The organism is Arthrobacter sp. TmT3-37, assembly GCF_054510835.1.
Genome location: NZ_JBTNDU010000006.1, coordinates 134,603 through 155,023 on the forward strand (window position 1 = coordinate 134,603; position 20,421 = coordinate 155,023).

General features: G+C 68.6%; 19 protein-coding genes. 14 read left to right on the forward strand and 5 right to left on the reverse strand.

Going from position 1 to position 20,421, the window contains the following annotated elements; genetic code table 11:
• Window positions 1–27 precede the first annotated feature (27 nt).
• Genes ACX80U_RS10275 through ACX80U_RS10305 form a run of 7 tightly spaced genes read left to right on the forward strand, consistent with a single transcriptional unit; the run spans window position 28 to window position 8,669 of the window.
• Window positions 28–1,689 (forward strand): ABC transporter substrate-binding protein, encoded by a 1,662-nt coding sequence (locus ACX80U_RS10275; protein WP_459268325.1) that lies wholly within the window; start codon window positions 28–30, stop codon window positions 1,687–1,689.
• Complete coding sequence (locus tag ACX80U_RS10280) at window positions 1,690–2,622, forward strand: ABC transporter permease (RefSeq protein WP_208739420.1); 933 nt, start codon at window positions 1,690–1,692, stop codon at window positions 2,620–2,622.
• Window positions 2,619–3,551, forward strand: coding sequence for an ABC transporter permease (locus tag ACX80U_RS10285; RefSeq protein WP_459268326.1), 933 nt, complete (start codon window positions 2,619–2,621; stop codon window positions 3,549–3,551). The genes ACX80U_RS10280 and ACX80U_RS10285 overlap by 4 nt, the downstream gene beginning before the upstream one ends.
• Window positions 3,548–5,287, forward strand: coding sequence for a dipeptide ABC transporter ATP-binding protein (locus tag ACX80U_RS10290; RefSeq protein ID WP_459268327.1), 1,740 nt, complete (start codon window positions 3,548–3,550; stop codon window positions 5,285–5,287). Before ACX80U_RS10285 ends, ACX80U_RS10290 begins: the two co-directional genes overlap by 4 nt.
• A complete protein-coding gene (locus ACX80U_RS10295) occupies window positions 5,284–6,723 on the forward strand; it encodes an LLM class flavin-dependent oxidoreductase (protein ID WP_459268328.1) in 1,440 nt (479 codons plus the stop codon). Before ACX80U_RS10290 ends, ACX80U_RS10295 begins: the two co-directional genes overlap by 4 nt.
• Window positions 6,724–6,731: 8 nt before the next feature.
• Window positions 6,732–8,036 carry an acyl-CoA dehydrogenase family protein gene (locus ACX80U_RS10300; RefSeq protein WP_459268329.1) on the forward strand — a complete coding sequence of 435 codons (1,305 nt, stop codon included), beginning with the start codon at window positions 6,732–6,734 and terminating at the stop codon, window positions 8,034–8,036.
• 60 nt (window positions 8,037–8,096) lie between these two features.
• Complete coding sequence (locus ACX80U_RS10305; protein WP_133080529.1) at window positions 8,097–8,669, forward strand: MOSC domain-containing protein; 573 nt, start codon at window positions 8,097–8,099, stop codon at window positions 8,667–8,669.
• A gap of 4 nt (window positions 8,670–8,673) precedes the next feature.
• Here the strand turns inward: ACX80U_RS10305 and ACX80U_RS10310 are convergent, their stop codons facing one another.
• The 3 genes from ACX80U_RS10310 to ACX80U_RS10320 form a co-directional block, all read right to left on the reverse strand.
• The gene (locus tag ACX80U_RS10310) at window positions 8,674–9,246 is read right to left on the reverse strand and encodes an isochorismatase family protein (RefSeq protein WP_133080530.1); all 573 of its coding nucleotides are present in this window, start codon (window positions 9,244–9,246) and stop codon (window positions 8,674–8,676) included.
• 220 nt (window positions 9,247–9,466) lie between these two features.
• On the reverse strand, window positions 9,467–9,991 hold the full coding sequence (locus ACX80U_RS10315) for a hypothetical protein (RefSeq protein WP_459268330.1): 525 nt from the start codon (window positions 9,989–9,991) through the stop codon (window positions 9,467–9,469).
• A gap of 388 nt (window positions 9,992–10,379) precedes the next feature.
• Entirely contained in the window at window positions 10,380–10,844 is a 465-nt protein-coding gene (locus tag ACX80U_RS10320) for a VOC family protein (RefSeq protein ID WP_459268331.1), read from the reverse strand.
• 92 nt (window positions 10,845–10,936) lie between these two features.
• Here ACX80U_RS10320 and ACX80U_RS10325 point away from each other — a divergent pair, with 92 nt between their 5' ends.
• Both ACX80U_RS10325 and ACX80U_RS10330 read left to right on the forward strand, forming a co-directional pair.
• On the forward strand, window positions 10,937–11,368 hold the full coding sequence (locus ACX80U_RS10325; RefSeq protein ID WP_459268332.1) for a DUF3054 domain-containing protein: 432 nt from the start codon (window positions 10,937–10,939) through the stop codon (window positions 11,366–11,368).
• A gap of 34 nt (window positions 11,369–11,402) precedes the next feature.
• The gene (locus ACX80U_RS10330) at window positions 11,403–11,684 is read left to right on the forward strand and encodes an Lrp/AsnC family transcriptional regulator (RefSeq protein ID WP_055771154.1); all 282 of its coding nucleotides are present in this window, start codon (window positions 11,403–11,405) and stop codon (window positions 11,682–11,684) included.
• A 59-nt stretch (window positions 11,685–11,743) separates the two neighbouring features.
• On the opposite strand, the gene trpD is transcribed toward ACX80U_RS10330, so the two are convergent.
• A complete protein-coding gene (gene trpD / locus ACX80U_RS10335) occupies window positions 11,744–12,805 on the reverse strand; it encodes an anthranilate phosphoribosyltransferase (protein WP_459268333.1) in 1,062 nt (353 codons plus the stop codon).
• 148 nt (window positions 12,806–12,953) lie between these two features.
• Between trpD and ctaE the strand changes: the two genes are divergently transcribed.
• The 5 genes from ctaE (at window position 12,954) to ACX80U_RS10360 (ending at window position 19,518) form a co-directional block, all read left to right on the forward strand.
• Entirely contained in the window at window positions 12,954–13,592 is a 639-nt protein-coding gene (gene ctaE / locus ACX80U_RS10340) for an aa3-type cytochrome oxidase subunit III (RefSeq protein WP_133080535.1), read from the forward strand.
• Between the two features lie 86 nt (window positions 13,593–13,678).
• Entirely contained in the window at window positions 13,679–14,470 is a 792-nt protein-coding gene (gene qcrC / locus ACX80U_RS10345; protein WP_133080536.1) for a cytochrome bc1 complex diheme cytochrome c subunit, read from the forward strand.
• Window positions 14,471–14,545: 75 nt separating this feature from the next.
• Window positions 14,546–15,568, forward strand: a complete 1,023-nt coding sequence (gene qcrA, locus ACX80U_RS10350; protein ID WP_133080537.1) for a cytochrome bc1 complex Rieske iron-sulfur subunit — start codon at window positions 14,546–14,548, stop codon at window positions 15,566–15,568.
• 1 nt (window position 15,569) lies between these two features.
• Window positions 15,570–17,255, forward strand: coding sequence for a cytochrome bc1 complex cytochrome b subunit (gene qcrB, locus ACX80U_RS10355; RefSeq protein ID WP_133080538.1), 1,686 nt, complete (start codon window positions 15,570–15,572; stop codon window positions 17,253–17,255).
• A 298-nt stretch (window positions 17,256–17,553) separates the two neighbouring features.
• Window positions 17,554–19,518, forward strand: a complete 1,965-nt coding sequence (locus tag ACX80U_RS10360) for a PKD domain-containing protein (RefSeq protein ID WP_459268334.1) — start codon at window positions 17,554–17,556, stop codon at window positions 19,516–19,518.
• 85 nt (window positions 19,519–19,603) lie between these two features.
• On the opposite strand, the gene ACX80U_RS10365 is transcribed toward ACX80U_RS10360, so the two are convergent.
• Window positions 19,604–20,395 (reverse strand): GntR family transcriptional regulator, encoded by a 792-nt coding sequence (locus ACX80U_RS10365; protein ID WP_459268335.1) that lies wholly within the window; start codon window positions 20,393–20,395, stop codon window positions 19,604–19,606.
• Window positions 20,396–20,421 lie beyond the last annotated feature (26 nt).

Consider the following 20,421-nt stretch of genomic DNA (forward strand, 5'->3'; position numbering starts at 1 on the left):
GCACCGGACCCCTCAGAGGAATTCTCCATGAATGCATCCGTAATTCCCCCTGCCCGGAATCACCGGCCGGTCCGCCGGCTCACCACGTTATCGGCCATCGCCCTGGTGGCCCTTGTCAGTGGCTGCGCCGGACCGGCGGCCTCCACCTCGGAGACGGCCGGTGAGCCCGTGTCCGGAGGGGTCCTGGACGTGTCGATCTCGGCCGAACCGGGGTGCCTCGACGGCCACGGCATCTCGGCGACCCAGCAGCAGTTCCTGGGACGCCTGATCTACGACAACGTGGTGACGCTGGACGAGAACGGGGACATCGCGCCCTACCTCGCGGAATCATGGGACATCTCGGAGGACGGCAGGACCTACACCTTCCACCTCAAGGAGGGCGTCACCTTCAGCGACGGCTCGCCGTGGAACGCGGAGGTCCTCGGCCAGAACTTCGAGCACATGCGGGACCCCGCGACGAAGTCACCGCTCGCCGCCGCGTACATCGCCCCCTACGTGGACGGCACGGTCCTGGACGAGTACACCTTCGAGGCCCACCTCGAATACCCCTACACCCCGTTCCTCTACACCCTCACGCAGTCCTGGCTCGGGATGAACTCGGGCAAGGCCATCGCGGAGGCTCCCGAGACCCTGTGCCAGCAGCCGATCGGGACCGGCCCCTTCACCGTCGCGGACTACCAGCCGGGCCAGAGCATCACCTACACCAAGCGCGAGGGCTACGACTGGGCGCCGGAGTGGCTCGAGGGTGACGGCGAGGCATATCTCGACGGCGTCGAGGTGACCCTCGTCGGCGAGCCGGTGATCCGGCACCAGTCCCTCGTCTCCGGGCAGTACGACCTGACCGAGAACCTCGCGCCCCAGAACGCGGCGGCTGTCCAGGCCGACCCGAACTTCACCTACGAGAACCTCCCCCGCACCGGCAGCCCCTACGTGCTGAGCTTCAACCTCAGCCGTGCACCGTTCGACGACCTCGCCGTCCGCCAGGCCTTCGCCGCCGCCGTGGACACCGCTGCGGTCACCGAGAGCCTGGGCTTCGGCACCTACACGCCGATCGACGGGTTCCTCTCGAAGGAGAGCAAGTACTACGACCCGACCGTCGAGGGGACGCTCACCCACGATCCCGAGCGCGCGAACCAGCTGCTCGACGACGCCGGCTGGTCCGAGCGCGACGGCGAGGGCTTCCGCACGAAGGACGGCCGACGGCTGGTCGTCGAGGTACCGACGGTGGAGAGCTCGACGCCGAGTCCCCTGCTGGTCCAACTGCAGGGCGAGGCCCGTAAGGTCGGCTTCGACCTCCAGATCATCCAGCTGCCGCAGGCGCAGCTCAGCGAATTGCGCTACGCCGGTGACTACGACGCGCTGGCCGGCGTGTGGCACACCAACACCACCGACGTCCTGTTCATCCGGTACCACTCCTCGGAGATCACCGGCGAACGGATCGGCCAGAACTCGTCCTACGTCGACGATCCGGCCCTGGACGAACTGCTCCTGACGGCCCGCGGGTCCGACGACGGACCCGAGGCTGAGGAAGCGTACTCGAAGGCGCAGCACCGGCTGCTCGAGATCGTGCCCGGCGTGCCCCTCTACGAGAATCCGAGCCAGTTCGCGTACGCCAAGACGGTCCATGATGTCGCCGTCGACACGTCCCACCCCGTGCCCGTCCTGACCTACGCGTGGAAGGCGGAGTAGGTGCCGATCCTCCGACGCATCCTCACCCGCCTGCTGGTCGGCATCGGCGTGCTCTGGGGCGCGGCAACGCTGACCTTCCTCGCGGTCTACCTGATCCCGGGCGACACCGCTCTGCTGATCCTCGGCGGTCCGGACGCGCGGCCCACGGCCGAGACCCTCGCCCAGGTCCGCAGCGACTACCTCCTCGACCAGCCGTTCATCGTGCAGTACGGCAGCTACCTCGGCAACCTGCTGCAGGGTGACCTGGGCCAGTCCTACCGGCTCCGGCTGCCCGTCACGGATGCCATCGGCCAGCAGATCGGCGCGACGGCGGCGCTCGCGGCAGCCGCCGTCGCCGTCGCCCTCCCGCTGACCCTCGCCGTCGCCGTCCTGTCCGCGCAGCGGGCGAACTGGATCCGGTCGATCGTCTCCGGCGTCGAAGTGGTCCTCGCCGCGACACCGACCTTCATCATCGGGTTCGCCCTGCTGATCGTCTTCTCGTTCTCGCTGCGCTGGTTCCCGATCGGCGGCAACCAGGGCGTGGCGGCACTGGTCCTGCCGGCGCTCACGCTGGGCCTCGCCGTCTTCGGGACGCTCTCGCAGGTCCTCCGCAACGAACTCGAGGACGTCCTGGAGCAACCCTTCATCCTCACGGCGAGGTCCCGCGGGATGCGCGACCTCCCGGTGCGTGTGCGGCACGCACTCCGGCATGCCGCCATCCCGGTGATGACGATGTCAGGATTCGTCGTCGCCGCGCTCCTCGGCGGATCGGTGATCGTCGAGACCCTGTTCAGCCGGCAGGGCATCGGTTCGCTGACACTGGCCTCCGTCTACAACAAGGACCTCCCCGTCATCATCGGCATCGTGCTGCTCTCCGCCGCGGTGTACGTGGTGGTCAACCTGGTGATCGACCTCCTCTACACGCTCATCGACCCGAAAGTGGTGACGGCATGAGCATCACCTCGCGCACTGCTCCCCCCGACGCGGTTCCCCTGGCGCCGACGCCTCCGGCTTCTCCTACGGTCCCCGTCCACCCCGTCCACCCCGTCCACCGCGGGGTCCGCGCCCGGCGAGCGCGACGCATCAGGCCCGGCATCCTGCTGGCCTCGGCCTTCCTCCTGTGGCTCGCGGCGGCGGTCCTGGCACCGGGTCTGCTCTCCCCGGCCGATCCGTACGCGGTGGATCCCTCCCGGAGCTTCGAAGCGCCGGACGGGACGGCCTGGTTCGGTACCGACGACTCCGGCGCGGACAACTATTCCCGGATCGTGCACGGTGCTGCCACCTCGCTGTACATCGGTCTCGGCGCGACGGCGATCGGCGTGCTGGGCGGGACGGCCATCGGCCTCCTCGCCGGGCTCAACGGGCGCCTGGTCGAGGCATCGGTGATGCGCTTCCTCGACGTCACCCTCGCCATCCCGGAGATCCTGCTCGCTCTGGTGGTCATCGGCATCATCGGCGGCGGCACGGAGAATGCGATCCTCGCGATCGGGGCGGGCAGCATCGCCTACTACGCCCGGATCACCCGGGCGCAGACGCACCTCGTCCGGCGCTCCGGCTATGTCGAGGCGGCCCGTACGCTGGGGCTGCCCGCGTGGCGGGTGCTCGTGACGCACATCGTCCCGAACGTCATCAAGCCGGTGCTGGTCCTGGCGACCATCGGGGTGGGATCCGCCATCGGTGCCGGTGCGTCCCTCAGCTTCCTCGGACTCGGCACGCCTCCCCCGGCCCCCGAGTGGGGTGCGATGCTCTCGGCGGGGCGCAACTTCATCTCCAACGCCCCCTGGATGATCACGATCCCCGCGGCGTTCCTCGTCGCCACCGTCCTGTCAATCACCGTCGTCGGGCGTGAACTCCGGCGCCGCTCCGAAGGAAGGCTCGCATGAGCTCCACACCGATCCTCACACCCGCCGCCGGCATCGCCGGACCTGCCGGCGCGGCGCCGCCCGTCGTCGAACTCGACGGACTGACGGTCTCGTTCGGCCGTGGCGTCCACCGGCGGGAGGTCGTCCGGGACGTCAGCCTCGCGATCCGGCCGGGTGAATGCCTGGCGCTCGTCGGCGAGTCCGGATCCGGCAAGTCGGTGACAGCCCGGACCCTGGTGGGACTGACCGGACCCGGCGCCCACGTCGGATCCCGCAGCCTGCGCTTCGACGGCCGGGACGCGTCGGGGTGGGGAGAACGGCAGTGGAGCCGCGTGCGGGGCAGGGAGGCCGGCTTCATCCTGCAGGACGCGCTGTCCTCACTCGATTCCCTGCGGACCGTGGGCGCTGAGGTGGGCGAGGTCCTCCGCCTGCACAGCACCCTCGACCGCACGGGGCGTCGCCAACGCGTCGTGGAGCTCCTGGCGTCCGTCGGTGTCCCGGAACCCGAGGTCCGCGCGAGCCAGTACCCGCACCAGTTGTCGGGCGGCCTCCGCCAGCGGGCACTGATCGCCTCCGCCATCGCGGCGGGCCCCCGGTTCCTCATCGCGGACGAGCCGACGACGGCGCTGGACGCGACGATCGCCGCCCAGGTCCTGCGGCTGCTCGGACAGCTGAAGGGTGCCCGGACCGGGATGCTCGTCGTCAGTCACGACCTCGCGGTCGTCGCAGACCTCGCCGACCGCGTCGCCGTGATGCGCAACGGCGTCATCGTGGAGGAGGGCAGCGTCCAGGCCGTCCTGCAGGATCCCCGGCATCCCTACACGCAGGGGCTGCTGGCCGCCATCCCGTCGAGGACGTCGCGCGGCTCCCGACTCACGGGAGCTGCCCGGTCCGTCCCCGGACCCGGAACGCCGGCCACGACGTCCACGGAGGTCGGCAGCCGGGACGACGCAGCCGCGTCCCCGCCGGGACTGCTGACGGTCGAGGGCATCGGCAAGAGCTACCCCGGGCCCGACGGTCGCCGACGGACAGCGGTCGACGACGTGTCCTTCGCCCTCCCCGCCGGGACCACCCTGGGCATCGTGGGCGAGTCGGGCTCCGGCAAGAGCACGGTGGCGCGCATTGCGCTGGGCGTCGAGGCGCCCGACACGGGTGCCGTGCGACTGCACGGCCGTACCTGGCAGGAGCACCGCGCCTCCCGGGACCTCACGGCGCGACGGTCCGTCCAGATGATCTACCAGGATCCGCTGCAGTCGTTCGACCCGCGCAAGACGGTCCGGCAGGTCGTGGGGCAGGCAGCTGCCGCCGCCGGCACTCCCCGGGGCGCCCTCGCGGCGCGGGTCCTCGAACTCCTGGACCTCGTCGGCCTTCCCGCGGACAGGGCACGCAGCCGCCCACTGGACCTCTCGGGGGGCCAGCGGCAGCGCGTCGCCATCGCCCGTGCCCTCGCGGCCGATCCCGAGGTCATCATCTGCGACGAGCCGGTGTCCGCCCTCGACGTCACCGTCCAGGCCCGCATCCTCGACCTCCTGACGGACCTGCAGGACCGTTTCTCCCTGAGTTACCTCTTCATCTCCCACGACCTCGGCGTCATCCAGCACGTCAGCAGCAAGGTCCTCGTCCTCAAGGACGGCGCCATCCTCGACCACGGCCCCGTCGACGACGTCTTCGATGCCCCGCAGCACGATTACACGCGACAGCTCATCAACGCCATCCCCCAGCTCCCCGCATTCCGGAAGGACCAGGTCCACCCATGACACGCCAGATCGCCTTCAACCTGTTCGAGATGAATTGCGTGGGCCATATCTCCCACGGACTCTGGGTCCACCCCGAGAACAACAGGCACCGCTTCAACGACCTCGACTTCTGGGTGGAGACCGCCAAACTCCTCGAGGCAGGCCTGTTCGACAGCGTCTTCCTCGCGGATGTGATCGGGACCTACGACGGCTACCGCAACGGACCGGAGACGGCACTCCGCGAAGCAGTGCAGATCCCGAGCAACGATCCCCTGCTGATCATCCCCGCCATGGCGGCGGTGACTGAACACCTCGGATTCGCGGCGACGTTCTCCACCACCTACGAGCCGCCGTTCGCGTTCGCGCGCCGCGCCTCGACACTCGACCACCTCACGAAGGGGCGGTTCGGCTGGAACATCGTGACCTCGTACCTGCCCAACGCCGCGCGCAACTTCGGTCTCGCGGACGAGGTCGAGCACGACCAGCGCTATGCCATCGCCGACGAGTACCTCGAGGTGCTCTACAAGCTGTGGGAAGGTTCCTGGGACGACGACGCCGTGGTCGAGGACCGGAACCACCGCGTCTACACGGATCCGACCAAGGTCCGATACATCAATCACCGCGGCCCCCACTTCTCCGTCGCCGGGCCGCACCTCAGCGCGCCCTCGCGCCAGCGCACACCCGTGCTGTTCCAGGCAGGAAGCTCGACGGCGGGCAAGGCGTTCGCCGCCAGGCACGCCGAGGGGGTCTTCGTCGGCGGACGTGATGCCGCCGCCTACCGGGAGAACGTGCAGGACCTCCGCCGGCTCGCCGTGGAGAACGGCCGCCGGGCGGACCACATCAAGGCCTTCGCCGGCGCCGTCGTCATCGTCGGCCGCACGCACAAGGAGGCGCAGCGGAAAGCGGACGAGTACCGGCGCCTCTCGAGTGCCGAGGGCTATCTCGCCCACGCCGGAGGTGGGGGCATCGATCTGGCCGCCTACCGCCCGGACGAGGTGATCGACGACATCCTCGCCCGTGAGGACCGGCCCGGCCGGGACCGGCAGCCGAGCAACAGGCGGCACCCGGCGGGTACGACGGTCGGTCAGGCCCTCGAACGCATCACGAGGTTCGACCGTGGCCCCTTCGTGGCGATCGGGACGCCCGGCGAGGTCGCGGACGAGATCGAGCGATGGGTCGAAGGCACCGACCTCGACGGCTTCAACCTGCGGCAGTTCCTCACGCCCGGGACGGCCGAGAACTTCATCGAACTCGTGATCCCCGAACTCCAGAAGCGCGGCCTCTACCGCAGGTCCTACGAGGAGTCGACCCTCCGCGAGCGCCTGTTTGGTCGCGGTACCACGAGGCTCTTCGACCAGCACCCAGGGGCGAGGTACCGCAACGGTGCCCACCTCGGTCCCGATGCCGGCACCATCGCGGCCGCCGCCACCGGGGCCTCGGCCCCGTCCTACGCCTAGGAGCGCCGGTGTCCACGATCATCAACGCCCAGCCGCGCAACGGCGGGTTCCCGTCCGGCCCGCACCAGGCTCCCGCCACCGAGGTGCTGCTCGACAGATTCCGCCCCGTCTTCGCCCGCATCGCCGGGAGCGCCGCCGAACGTGAGCGGAGCCGGACACTGCCCTTCGAGGAAGTGGACGCCCTGAAGGAAGCAGGGTTCGGCGCCCTGCGGGTGCCGGTGGAATACGGCGGATCGGGGGCGAGTCTGCGTCAGCTGTTCGTCCTGCTGACGGAACTCGCCGCCGCGGATTCCAACCTGACCCAGCTGTGGCGGGGGCACTTCGCCTACGTCGAGGGCACACTGATCCAGCCCCGTTCGGCGCACCGCGACCGCTGGTTGCTGGACATCGCCGCCGGGGCCATGGTGGGCAACGCCTCGAGCGAGTTGTCCGGCACGTCCCTGCGGGATATCCGGACGTCCCTCACCCCGTCGACAACCGGCGACATGCAGACCCTGACGGGGACGAAGTACTACAGCACGGGCAGCCTCTACGCGGACTGGATCGCCGGCAGCGCCGTGCGCGACGGCGAGCGCGTCGGGTACGCCGTCCGGGCCACGGCTCCGGGAGTCGACCGGATCGACGACTGGGACGGTTTCGGGCAGAGACTGACCGGCAGCGGCACCACCCGTTTCACGGACGTACGCGTGGACCCACGCGACGTGCGTTCCTACTCCCCCGACGCCCCCAGCCACGTCCATGCCTTCTTCCAGCTGGTGCTCGTGGCGTCCCTCGCCGGCATAGCCCACGCGGCGGCAGGTGATGCAGCGGCCTTCGTGCGGCCGCGGACACGCTCCTACGTGAACGCACCGACCCCCCTGCCGCGCGAGGACCCGCAGGTGCTGCAGGTCCTCGGTGAGGTCTCCAGTCTGGCCTTCTCCGCCCGGGCGGTCGTACTGGCGGCTGCCGACGCGCTCGACACCGCCTTCACGGCGGTCACCGAGGTGCGCCAGGGCGGGTCTCCCGACGGCGGGACGGCGGATGCGCAGCCTGCCGGCGAGGATCCGGGGGAGGACGCCGCCCGGGCTTCCGTGGACGAGGCGGAGGTCGCCGTGAGCCAGGCACAGGTGGTCTCCGTCGACCAGGTCCTCCGTGCGGCCACCCACCTCTTCGAGGTCGGCGGTGCCTCGGCGACGTCGGCGGGCAGGGCGCTCGATCGGCACTGGCGCAATGCGAGGACCATCTCCTCGCACAATCCCGCCATCTACAAGGCACGGTTCCTCGGCTACTGGGCCGTGCACGGCGAGCGCGAGCCGCTGCCCCCGGACGCCTGATCCGGGGCAGGAGCGGACAGGCCGGGACGGGGACGAGCCGGCACCGGATAGCGTGGAGGCATGACCCCTGAGTTCCGCTACGACGTGGAGATCCTGCACCTGCTCGTGTCCGGGGCGCATGCCTACTTCGGACGGGCGCGGGACGGAGCCGCCGATGTCCCCACCCTCGACGCCGACAGCGTAGATGTGGTGGAGGGCAAGGGCATCGTCGGCGACCGCTTCTTCGGCAAGGCCGCGCACATGGACGCGGCCGTCACCCTGATGGCCGTCGAGTCGCTCGAGGCCATCGCAGCCGAGGTGGGAGCGGAGCCCTTCGATGCCCTGCTCCCCCGCCGCAATGTCATCCTGCGGGGCGCCGAACTGGTGCCGCTCATCGGCCAGGACTTCGTGCTGGAGTCGGGTGACGGACACGTCGGGTTCCACGGCGGACGACACGCCCATCCCTGCGCGTGGATGGACCGCGTCCTCGCGCCGGGAGCGCACAAGGCCATGCGTGGGCGGGGCGGCCTGCGCTGCCGACCCCTGTCCAGCGGTGTCCTCCAGCGCGGCCCGGCCGTCCTGGTCAGCCCGGTCCGCCTGGATCCGGGCAGGGCTTCCCTGCCGTCCGTGCTGCGGCCCTCCCGGCTGCCCTGAGGGATCAGGCCGGCACGGCGCCGGCAGGGGCGAAGGAGACATCGACGGTGTCGTCGACGGTCGCCGAGCGCCCCGGCGCGGACTGGTACTGCCAGTACATGTTGGTGTGCCCGATGACCTTGTCCGGTGTCGGGGCTCCCCATTCGCTCAGATCCTCGGTGGTATGGGCGTCACCGACGAGGGTGACGTCGTATCCCCGCGCGAACGCACCGTGGATGGTCGAGCGGATGCACGCGTCCGTCTGGGCGCCCGACACCACGAGCCGGCCCACGCCAGATGCCGCGAGGACGTCCTCGAGATCGGTGTCCTCGAACGAATCACCGTAGGTCTTCCGGACGAGGGGTTCGCCGGAGGACCGCTCCAGCTCCGGCACGAGCTGCCAGGGATCGCTCCCGACCTCCAGCTCGGCATCCGAGTGCTGCACCCAGACCACCGGAACGCCTTCGCTGCGCGCCCGCGCCACCAGGGTGTTGATGTTGGACAGCACCTCATCCCGCCGGTGGGCACCGGCGACGACGCCGATCTGTACGTCGATGACCAGGAGGGCGGTGTGGGGGCGGTTCTGCAAAGTGGTCATGGCTGCTCCTTCGAATGATCGGCCGACCGTGGAGCGGACCTGCCGCGTCCTCGGGCTGGGAGAAGACTACGACGGCGCACCCGGCGGGGACAGGAGCATCGAGGACAGCTTCCTTTCGCATCGGGTCGGCTCCCCCGACAGGCCCGGGACAGGACAGGAACCGTCAGGCGCCGGGCAGGCACCACCCGGCGTGTGCGGGTGATGCCTGCCGTGGCCGGACCTAGCGGTGGCCGCCGAGGATGCCGAGCTCCACAGCTCTCGCCGCGCCGTCCGCCTCCTCCTGGGTGAGGGACCCGTCCGAGACCGCCGCGTCGAGCCGTTCCTGCACAGCCGCCGATCGTTCCTCCTGTTGCTCGGCCCGGAGCTCGTCGAGCGCACCCTGCACCGTGGCCTCGTCCAGTCCCAGTGCGTCGGCGAGCGATGCTGCGAGCGCGGACTGCAGGGCGTCCCGGTCCGGCGTGCCTCCTGCGTCCTTCCCCGCCCCCGCGTCGTTCCGGAGGGTCTGCAGGGCGTCACTGACAGCCGACTCCTCGACCCCGAGCTTCTCGGCGAGGCTCGCCGCATCGAACCCCCCGTGGCGCCCGAACCCGCCCCCGCGGCCCTCCTCGCCCGGGGTGGCCGATGCGCTCGCCGACGGCTCGGGCGCCGCCGTCGCCGCGCTGGCCATTCCCGTGACGCCGAGGCCGGCCCCCGCCACCAGTGCGGCCGCGCCGAAGCCCAGTGCCATCTTTCTCCGCTGAATCATCGTGTCTCCTCGATCTGCCGCTCGTCGCGGTTCCGGTGGGCCCTTACGGCCCCTGACCCACCTTCGCCATCGCGGTTGTGACCCTGCTTTCGCGATGCTGTGCACGACCTGTGACGCAGGACCCTCGTCCGCGCCCGTGCGACGGCCCGTCCCGGAGGACCACTCCGAAGGGCAGGCAGCGGCATGATTCTCCGCACCATCGATCCACAGGTGCCGCGGAGCGAAGGCTTCAGCGACGAGGAGATCGTGCAGATCGTCCGTGCCGCGGCCGCGCGCACGTCATCAGCGGCGCCCTCCACGCGCTCGCCTCGGAGATCGACGAGCGGGCCGCACCCAGCGCCGCGCTGCTGGAACCGCTCGCCCGAGCCCGCCCGTCCCGGTCAACCGGTCATCGGCCGCGGTAGGCCGCTTCGAGGGCTGCGATATCCAGCTTGCCCATGCCCAGCATCGCCGCCATCGCGCGCTGCGCACCCTCGGCGTCGTCCCCGCCGATCAGGCTCGGCAGCGCGGTGGGCACGATCTGCCACGACAGCCCGAACCGGTCCTTGAGCCAGCCGCAGCGGCTCTCCTCCCCGCCGGCCGTCAACGCGGTCCAGTAGTGGTCCACCTCCGACTGGTCGGCGCAGGCGATCTGGAACGAGACCGCTTCCGTGAAGGTGTAGAGCGGTCCGCCGTTCAGGGCGACGAACGGCTGGCCGTCGAGCTCGAAGGACACCGTCAGGGCCGGGGCGTCCGGTTCCTGGCCGGCGCGTGACAGGCTCACGATCCGCGAGTTCCTCACCACCGAGGTGTAGAGAGCCGCCGCTTCCTCGGCCTGGCCGTCGAACCAGAGGCAGGGGGTGATGGATCCCATGGGAGTGTCCTTCGCTCGTGCCGCGCTGCGCGTGCGGATGTCGCCTGAATGTAGTCCACGGGACCGGAACCGACAACCAGTAGGCTGGACGCATGCCCCGAGCCAGCCGCCCGCCCGCCAGGGCCGAGCAGTCCCCCGGCCGGTCGGCGGCGGCTCCGATCACCTGGATCGCGCTCGATGGGGTCCTGATCCTCGCCTTCGCCGCTTCAGGCCGCAGGACGCACGAGCATGGGGTGACCGTCGCCGGCGTCCTCGAGACTGCCTGGCCGTTCCTCCTCGCCTACGCCGTCTGCTTCCTCGCGATCCACGCGTGGCGCCTCCCCGCGGCGATCCGTCCCACCGGGCTGGTCCTGTGGCTCGGCACGGTGGCCGGCGGGCTCGCCCTCCGCGCCCTGTCGGGCGCCGGAGTGGCCGTCAGCTTCCAGATCGTGACCCTGCTGGTCCTCGGTGCGTTCCTGCTGCTGCCGCGCGTTCTCGCGCGCGTCCGCCGGGGCCGACGACGCCGTGTACGGCCGGTAGCGTAGGCCCGAGTTCCCTCCCCTCCCTGAAAGGCATGCCATGATCACCGCTTTCGTCCTCATCCAGACCGATGCGTCGCGCATCCCCGAGAGCGCCCAGGCCATCTCCGAGATCGAGGGGATCAGCGAGGTCTACTCGGTGACGGGCGAATGGGACCTCATCGCGATCGCCCGCGTGAGCCGGCATGAGGACCTGGCGGACGTCATCGCCGACCGCCTCTCGAAGATCGAGGGGATCCGCTCGACGACGACGCAGATCGCCTTCCGCTCCTACTCCCAGCACGACCTCGACGCCGCGTTCTCCCTGGGGTTCGACAGCTGAGGCTCGGCCGCGCGTCCGCTGCGTGAGCGCCGCATCAGGGCCGCGTAGGGGCCGGGCGATCAGGCGGAGCGGCTGACCTCGACCCACCGCTCGAGTACACCGGCCGCGGCCCCGGAATCGATCGAGGCGCGAGCCCGGTCCATCGCCGAACGGATCCGGTCGACGAGACCGCCCTCTGAGCTCTCGTCGAGCGCGACCAGGCCCGCCGCCGCGTTGAGGACGACGGCGTCGCGCACCGGTCCCGCCTCGCCGGCCAGCACTGCACGCACCACAGCGGCATTGCCCCTGGCATCGGTACCCCGCAGCGCGTCGACCGGGACGACGTCCAGGCCGAAGTCACCGGGATGCACCTCGTGCGCATCGACGCGCCCGCCCCGGACCTCCCAGACCGTGGAGGAGCCGCTCGTCGTCAGTTTGTCGCGGCCGTCGTCGCCGCGGAACACGAGTGCGCGGATGCCCCGCTCGGCGAGGACACCCGCCATGAGGGGCGCCATGCGGGCGTCGGCGCACCCGAGGGCCTGCGCGGTCACGCCGGCAGGATTGCTGAGGGGGCCGAGGAAGTTGAACGCCGTGGGGATACCCAGTTCACGCCGCGGCACCGCGACGTGCTTCATGGACGGGTGGAAGACCTGCGCGAAGCAGAAGGTGATCCCCGCCTGCTCGGCCGTCCGCGCGACATCGGCCGGCGCGAGGTCGAGCCGGACACCGAGTTCCTCGATGACGTCGGCCGCGCCCGAGGCGGAGGACGACCCCCGGTTTCCGTGCTTGACAACCTTCGCGCCGGCCCCTACGGCGACGAGCGACGCCATCGTCGAGATGTTCAGAGTGTTCAGGCCGTCGCCCCCGGTCCCCACGATGTCCAGCGTGGGTCCCGCGACCTCGATCCGGTGGGCCCGTCCGAGCATCGCCTCGACCAGCCCGAGGAGCTCACCGACGGACTCCCCCTTGGCGCGCAGCGCGATCAGGAACCCGGCGATCTGCGTATGGCTCGCCTCTCCCGCCATGATGGTGTCCATTGCCCAGCGGCTCTGCCCGGTGCTCAGATCGGTACCCGCCAGCAGGGACGAGAAGATCGACGGCCAGGTGGGTCGGTCCGCTGCAGGGCTCGTTGTCAGGCTCACCGTCCAAGATTATCTACGAATTGTAGAAAGTCATCCCGGGGAACTTCCGCGGAATTCCGGGCGTTGGGGCTCCCCGCCCCGCCACGGCAGGCTCCGGGCGGCCGTTTCGCGTTGGTGATCGCCACGATCTTGGGGACATAATGAGTCTGTGACATCTGCGACCCAAGCCCCCAGCGCCGCCCCGCATCCCGCGCTCAACCGCCCCAACATGGTCTCCGTAGGAACCGTGGTGTGGTTGTCCAGCGAGCTGATGTTCTTCGCCGGCCTCTTTGCCATGTACTTCACCCTCCGTTCCACCTCCAGCGAGCTGTGGGCCATGGAGACCGAGAAGCTGAACGTCCCGTTCGCGCTGATCAACACCGTCATCCTGGTGTCGAGCTCCTTCAGCTGCCAGTTCGGCGTCTTCGCCGCCGAGCGCCTGCAGCCGCGCCGGACGGGAGGGCTCTTCGCCTTCGCCCGCTGGGGCATGGTCGAGTGGTTCCTGCTGACCTTCCTGATGGGTGCGATCTTCGTCTCCGTGCAGGCCTACGAGTACGCGGAGCTGGTCTCCGAGGGTGTCGCGCTGTCGTCGAACGCCTTCGGATCGGCCTTCTACATCACCACCGGGTTCCACGGCATCCACGTGATCGGCGGGCTCATCGCCTTCCTGTTCATCATCGGCCGGGCCTTCATCGCGAGGCGCTTCGGCCACTTCGAAGCCACTTCGGCCATCGTGACGTCCTACTACTGGCACTTCGTCGACGTCGTCTGGATCGGCCTGTTCATCATCATCTACTTCCTTCAGTAACTACCTCCTGTAATCTCTTCTACTAGAGGTAGAATTCAAGAAGGACCTCCAGCAGCTCTGGTACCACAAAAGGCAGGAAGCATTCCGTGAAGGCACTCTCCCAGAGGCGGCGTCACCCACTAGCAGCATTCGCGCTGCTCCTGATGGCGCTCCTCGTCACCGGCGGGATCTACGCCGCAGCCAGCACCGCGAACGAGGCGCAGGCACAGACCACCACGTTCACGGCGGACGACGTCGAAGAGGGCAGCAAGCTCTTCTCGGCGAACTGCGCATCCTGCCACGGCATGGGTGCGACCGGTTCGGACGCCGCACCGTCGCTCGTCGGGGTCGGCGCCGCCTCCGTCGACTTCCAGGTCGGTACGGGCCGGATGCCCATGCAGATGGACGGCCCGCAGGCGCAGGCCAAGCCCGTCCAGTTCACCGATGAGCAGATCCGGCAGATGGCGGCGTACGTCGCCTCGCTCGGTGCCGGCCCGGCCATCCCCTCCGAGGAGATCCTCGATGCTTCCGCCGGTGACGCCTCCAAGGGTGGAGAGCTGTTCCGCGTGAACTGCGCAATGTGCCACAACGCGGCAGCCGCCGGCGGCGCCCTGACCGGCGGGAAGTTCGCCCCGTCCATCGACGGCACCAGTGAGCAGCACATCTACGAGGCCATGGTCACCGGCCCGCAGAACATGCCCGTCTTCAGCGACGCGAACATCGCTCCGGAGGACAAGCAGGACATCATCGCGTTCCTCAAGACCATCGAGGAACAGGGTTCACCGGGCGGAGCAGAGCTCGGGTCGCTGGGTCCGGTCTCCGAAGGTCTGTTCATCTGGGTCGCCGGTCTGGGCGTCGTCATCGCCTTCACGGTGTGGCTCACGTCGAGGTCGTCCTGACCATCCGCCCCCGCCTCGACAACGAATCAACAACATACCTGCGCATGCAGTACCTAAAGAAGGATGAGAGGGATCATGGCCGACTCTAGTCACGGTGCTCCGGGAACCTCGGTGACCGTCGCTACGCCAGGCCGGGAGCTGGACGAGTTCGAGAACCCGGGCCTCCCGCCGCACCGGCCGCGCCTCGCGGACCGGGACCGACGCGCCGAGAAGCGTGCCGAACGCCAGGTCGCCCTGCTGTTCTTCATCTCGGTGCTCGGCACCCTGCTCTTCTTCGTCGGCTACTTCGCCATCCCGCTCAACGAGACCGTCGAGCGCCTGCGCCTGCAGAACCTGATGCTGGGTCTCGGCACGGCCTTCGCGATGCTCGGCATCGGCGTCGGCATCGTCCACTGGGCGAAGACGCTCATGCCGGACCACGAGGTCACGGAGAGCCGCCACGAGATCCGCCCCGAGCGCGATCGCCAGGACGCCGAGAAGATCGTCAACGACATCCTCGACGAGTCCGGCATCAAGCGCCGTCCGTTGATCCGCAACACGCTCCTCGGAGCTGCCATCCTGGCTCCCCTGCCGGCCATCGCCATCTTCCGCGACCTCGGTCCCCTGCCGGGCAACACGCTGAAGCAGACGATGTGGGACACCGGTGTCCGCCTCACGCGCGATCCGAGCGGCACGCCCATCCGCGCCTCCGACGTCACCGTCGGCTCGGCGTTCCATGTCATCCCCGAAGGCCTCAACGAGGTCGAGAACAAGCTCGAGGAGAAGGCCAAGGCAGTCGTCCTGCTGATGCGCCTCGACCCCGAGGAACTCAATCCCTCTCCCGGCCGGGAGAACTGGGGCTACGACGGAATTGTTGCGTATTCCAAAATCTGCACGCACGTCGGCTGCCCGGTAGCGCTCTACGAACAGCAGACCCACCACCTGCTGTGCCCATGCCACCAGTCCACCTTCGACCTCGAACAAGAGTGCAAGGTGATCTTCGGTCCGGCTGCGCGTCCGCTGCCACAGCTACCCATCGAAGTCGACGACGAGGGCTACCTCGTCGCGTCAAGCGATTTCCAAGAACCCGTAGGACCTAGTTTCTGGGAGCGAGGCTGACATGAGCAGCTCAACTGCGACGCAAACCTACGTGCCGAAGACGCGCGTCGGCAAGGTCACCGACTACGTCGACTCGCGTGTCGGCGGCTCCGGGATCGTCAAGGAGTTCGGGCGGAAGATCTTCCCCGACCACTGGACGTTCATGTTCGGTGAGGTGGCGCTGTACACCTTCGTCATCCTGCTGATCTCCGGTACCTTCCTCACCTTCTTCTACGATCCGTCGATGGCGGAGACCCACTACGAGGGCAGCTACCTGCCCCTGCGGGGTGTCGAGATGTCGGTCGCCTACGCGTCCTCGCTGGACATCTCGTTCGACATCCGCGGCGGCCTCTTCATGCGGCAGATCCACCACTGGGCGGCCCTGCTGTTCGCCGCTTCGGTGGCCGTGCACATGCTCCGCGTGTTCTTCACCGGTGCCTTCCGCCGCCCCCGCGAGTTCAACTGGGTCGTCGGCTGCGTCCTCCTCATCCTGAGCCTGGCCGCAGGCTTCACCGGCTACTCGCTCCCCGATGACCTGCTCTCCGGCAACGGCCTGCGCATCATCGACGGCGTCATGAAAGCCATCCCCGTCGTCGGTACGTACCTGAGCTTCTTCCTCTTCGGTGGTGAGTTCCCGGGCACCATGATCATCGGTCGCCTGTACGTCCTGCACATCCTGCTGATCCCCGCCGTGATCCTGCTGCTGATCGGTATCCACCTGTTCATGGTGGTGCTCCACAAGCACACGCAGTTCGCCGGCCCGGGCCGCACGAACACGAATGTCGTCGGCTACCCGGTCGGCCCCGTCTACGCGGCGAAGGCCGGTGGATTCTTCTTCATCGTGTTCGGTGTGCTGGCAGCGATCGCCGCAGCCTTCACCATCAACCCGATCTGGAACTACGGCCCGTACGATCCCTCCCCCGTTTCCGCAGGCACCCAGCCCGACTGGTACATCGGTTGGGTCGATGGCGCACTCCGCCTGATGCCGGGCACGATCGGCAGCAACTTCGACTTCGAGTTCATGATCCCGTTCCCCTGGGGCGTCAACGCGCTCTCGCTGAACGTCCTGATCCCGGCACTCGTACCGGCCACCATCGTCTTCGCCCTGATGTTCGCGTGGCCGTGGATCGAGGCCTGGGTCACGAAGGATCGGCGTGAGCACCACCTGCTCAACCGTCCCCGGAACGCTCCTACCCGTACGGCTATCGGCGTCGCCGGCATCGTGTTCTACTGCGTGCTGTGGGCAGCTGCCAGCTCGGACCTCATCGCCACGCACTTCCTGGTGTCGCTGAACGACGTCACGTACTGGCTGCGCTTCCTCGTGATCTTCGGCCCGATCCTCGCCTTCATGGCGACGCGCCGCATTGCCCTGGCGCTGCAGCGCAAGGACCGCGAGATCGCCCTCCACGGTCGCGAGACCGGACGCATCGTCCGCCTCCCGCACGGCGAGTTCATCGAGGTCCACGAGCCGGTCGACGACTACAAGCGCTACACGCTCGTCAGCTTCGACTCTCCGGAGGTGACGGTTCCCAAGGCCGACGCTGACGGGAAGATCGGCCTGCTCGACAAGGTCCATGGACGCGTGTCCCGGTTCTTCTTCGAGGACCGCGTCGCCCCCGTGACGCCGAAGGAGCTCTCGGCCTCCCACGGCGACCACCACGACGAGATCGCGGGCGCGAAGGACCGGGAGTCCATCGCCAGCCACTAGGGGCCACCAGCCCCGAGGGTACGAGGAAGGGCCCGGACGGAGACGTCCGGGCCCTCCCTCGTTCTCAGGACGGAACGCGCCCTCAGCGGGAAGCTCTGGTCCCCGCTCCGGTGGATCAGCCGGGCACCGAAGGCGCGGACGAGCTGGCTGTCCGTAGGTTCCCGCAAATCCTTGTTACGAGAGTGCGACGGGGTTTATCGTTCTCCCTGAGACGCCTGACGATTCCTCATCCTCAACGATGAAAGCGCCACCCGTCGTGGGTTCCGGAGGAAGAATTCAAGGTGCAAGGAGCGCGATCATGGGCGCACGTAGGTCTTTCGTCGCCGGTGTGGCCTGTGCTTTCCTCGTCGCCGGTTTCTTCGCCAGCTCCGGCGCTACTGGACGAGTGGTGGCGCCCGCGGCACTTCAGGCCGTCCTGGATACTCCGGGCACAGTGCACTTCACCACGAGCGGCGATATCTCCGCGAGTAGTCAGGCGGCAACCGTCCTCACGCAGGTCAGGAGTATCGACCCGGATCTGCACCTCGCCCTCGGCGACCTGTCCTATGGGGCTACCGGCGCCGAGCAGGCGTGGTGTGACTTCGTCACGTCGCGGGTGGGGGCCGGATTCCCCTTCGAGCTGCTGTCGGGCAATCACGAATCGGACGCCCTCAACGGCAACATCAACGATTTCTCGGCCTGCCTGCCGAATCAGCTGCCCGGCCTTGTCGGAACCTATGGCCGCCAGTACTACGTCGACGTGCCCGAGGTGAACCCGGTCGTGCGTTATGTCATGATCTCGCCGGCTCTCACCTACCCGGACGGGCTCTGGTCCTACAGTGCCGGTTCAGCACGCTATCAGTGGACTGCCGCCGCGATCGACGGAGCACGCGCTGCAGGGGTTCCCTGGGTTGTGGTGGGGATGCACAAGCCGTGCTTGTCCGTGGGCCAGTACAGCTGCGAGCCCGGCTCGGCCCTGATGAATCTCCTGGTGAGCAAGAAGGTCGATCTGGTGTTGAGCGGGCACGAGCACCTCTACGCACGGTCCAAGCAGCTCGCACACGGACCATCCTGTTCCTCTGTCACGCCGGGCACCTATACCGCCGGCTGCGTCAGGGACGCTGACAACAGCCTGGTCAAGGGTGCCGGCACGGTGTTCGCCATCGTAGGAACGGGGGGAACTCCCCTTCGCGACGTCGACCAGGGCGACACGGAGGGACAGTACTTCGCCGCCTCCTCCGGCCTGAATGCCCAACCGGCTTTCGGCAACCTCGAAGTATCCGCGACGGCAACGTCCCTGGCTGCCGACTTCCGCCCGGCGGATACAGCCGCCTTCACGGACTCGTTCACGATCACCGCGGGTACGTCGACCGACGAACCCCCGACGGCCTTCTTCACGTCCTCCTGCACGGACCTGACCTGCTCCGTGGACGGCTCGGCTTCCAGCGATCCTGATGGTTCGATCGCCGGATACGCCTGGACCTTCGGAGACGGCGCAACGGCGACCGGTGCTGTCGCGTCCCACTCCTATGCGACGGCCGGCACGTACACGATCGGGCTCACCGTCACCGACAATGCCGGCCAAACTGCTGCGACGACGCGGTCCCTGACGGTGACGACTCCCGGCCAGCCCGTCGGCCTGGCCACCGATACTTTCTCCCGTACAGTCACCAACGGCTTCGGCACGGCGGAGGTCGGCGGTTCGTGGACCACGACCGGCACGTCGTCGCGGTACTCCGTCTCGGACACGGGGCGGGTCGTGTTCTCTACGCCCGGTGTCACGAACAACGCCTACCTCGCAGGCGTGTCGTCGACCGCGACTGACTTGAGGATGACGGTCTCGGCCGACAAGAGGGCCACCGGCAATGGGATCTACGTATCGCCGATCGCACGGCGAGTCCTCGGGGCGGGTTCCTATCAGGCGAAGATCGTGCTCCGCTCGACAGGCGCGGTAGGTCTCTCGCTGGCGCGTGCCAATGCCACGGGTGGCAGCGAGGTCGTCCTCCAACCCGCGATCGACGTACCGGGGCTGACCCTGGCCGCCGGCGATATCCTCGCGGTGCGGGTGCAGGCCTCCGGAACCAACCCCACGACACTCCGAGCGAAGGTCTGGAAGTCGGGCAGTGCTGAACCGGCGGCGTGGCAACGATCAGTGACGGACACGACGGCCGGGCTCCAGGCCGCCGGCGGGATCGGCATCAATATGTACCTCTCCAGCACCGCGACGAATGCGCCGGTGACCTTGGCTCTCGATGACCTGAACGCTCTGACTCCCACACCGTAGCCGATCTGCACGGACCTGGTCGCGCGGAACCGGTGCAAGGAACCGGGCACACGATCGCTGTCCTACGGCCTCATCGGTCGCATCGCTACCCCAGTCTCTTCGAGGTGTAGGCGCGCGGCGTCCGCACGCCTGGCCGCTGCAGGGGAACCCATAGTTTGTAGCGGTCCGCTCGGTAATAGGACACCGAGTAGTCGATCATCGCGCGCGCCACGTAGGCGTGGCGCTGGATCTTCAGCAGGGGCGCGTTCATCTCGACGTTGAGCAGCCGTGCGATGGACGGCGACGCCGCCGTGGCCTCGATGGTGTCCTCACCCCACTCCATCACGAGGCCGTACTTCTCGCTGAGCACGTTGTACAGGGACGTCGGTGGCGGGTCGTCCAGGATCCCCTTCACCCGGTGTGCCGGGATGAAGTTCTCGTCGACGCTCATCGGCTCTCCGTCGGCGAGGAGCTGTCGACGGAAACGGACCACGGGCTGGCCGATCTCGATCTGCAGTTCCCGTGCCACCAGAGGCGTGGCACCCTGCTGTTCGAAGCTCAGCACCCGTGCGTCGGGCACCATGCCGCGCCGTATCATCTCCTCGGTGTACGAGGTCATCTTCATGTGGAGGTCCATCTTGCTGCGCGCCACGAAGGTACCGAGTCCCACGATGCGCTCGAGGATCTCCTCCGCGACAAGGGCGTCGATGGCCTGTCGTACCGTCATGCGGGCCACACCGTAGTACTCGCTCAGCCTTCGCTCCGACGGGATGCCCGCTCCCGGGTCCCCGGACTCGAGCACGTATCGCCTCAGGCTCTCCCGGAGCTGGACATGCTTCGGCACGGCGGACCCCTCATCGAGGAGCTCGGCGTCGAAGGGCCGCGGCAGCACCGCCATGGATCCGTCCCCCCTCCTCGTTCCCG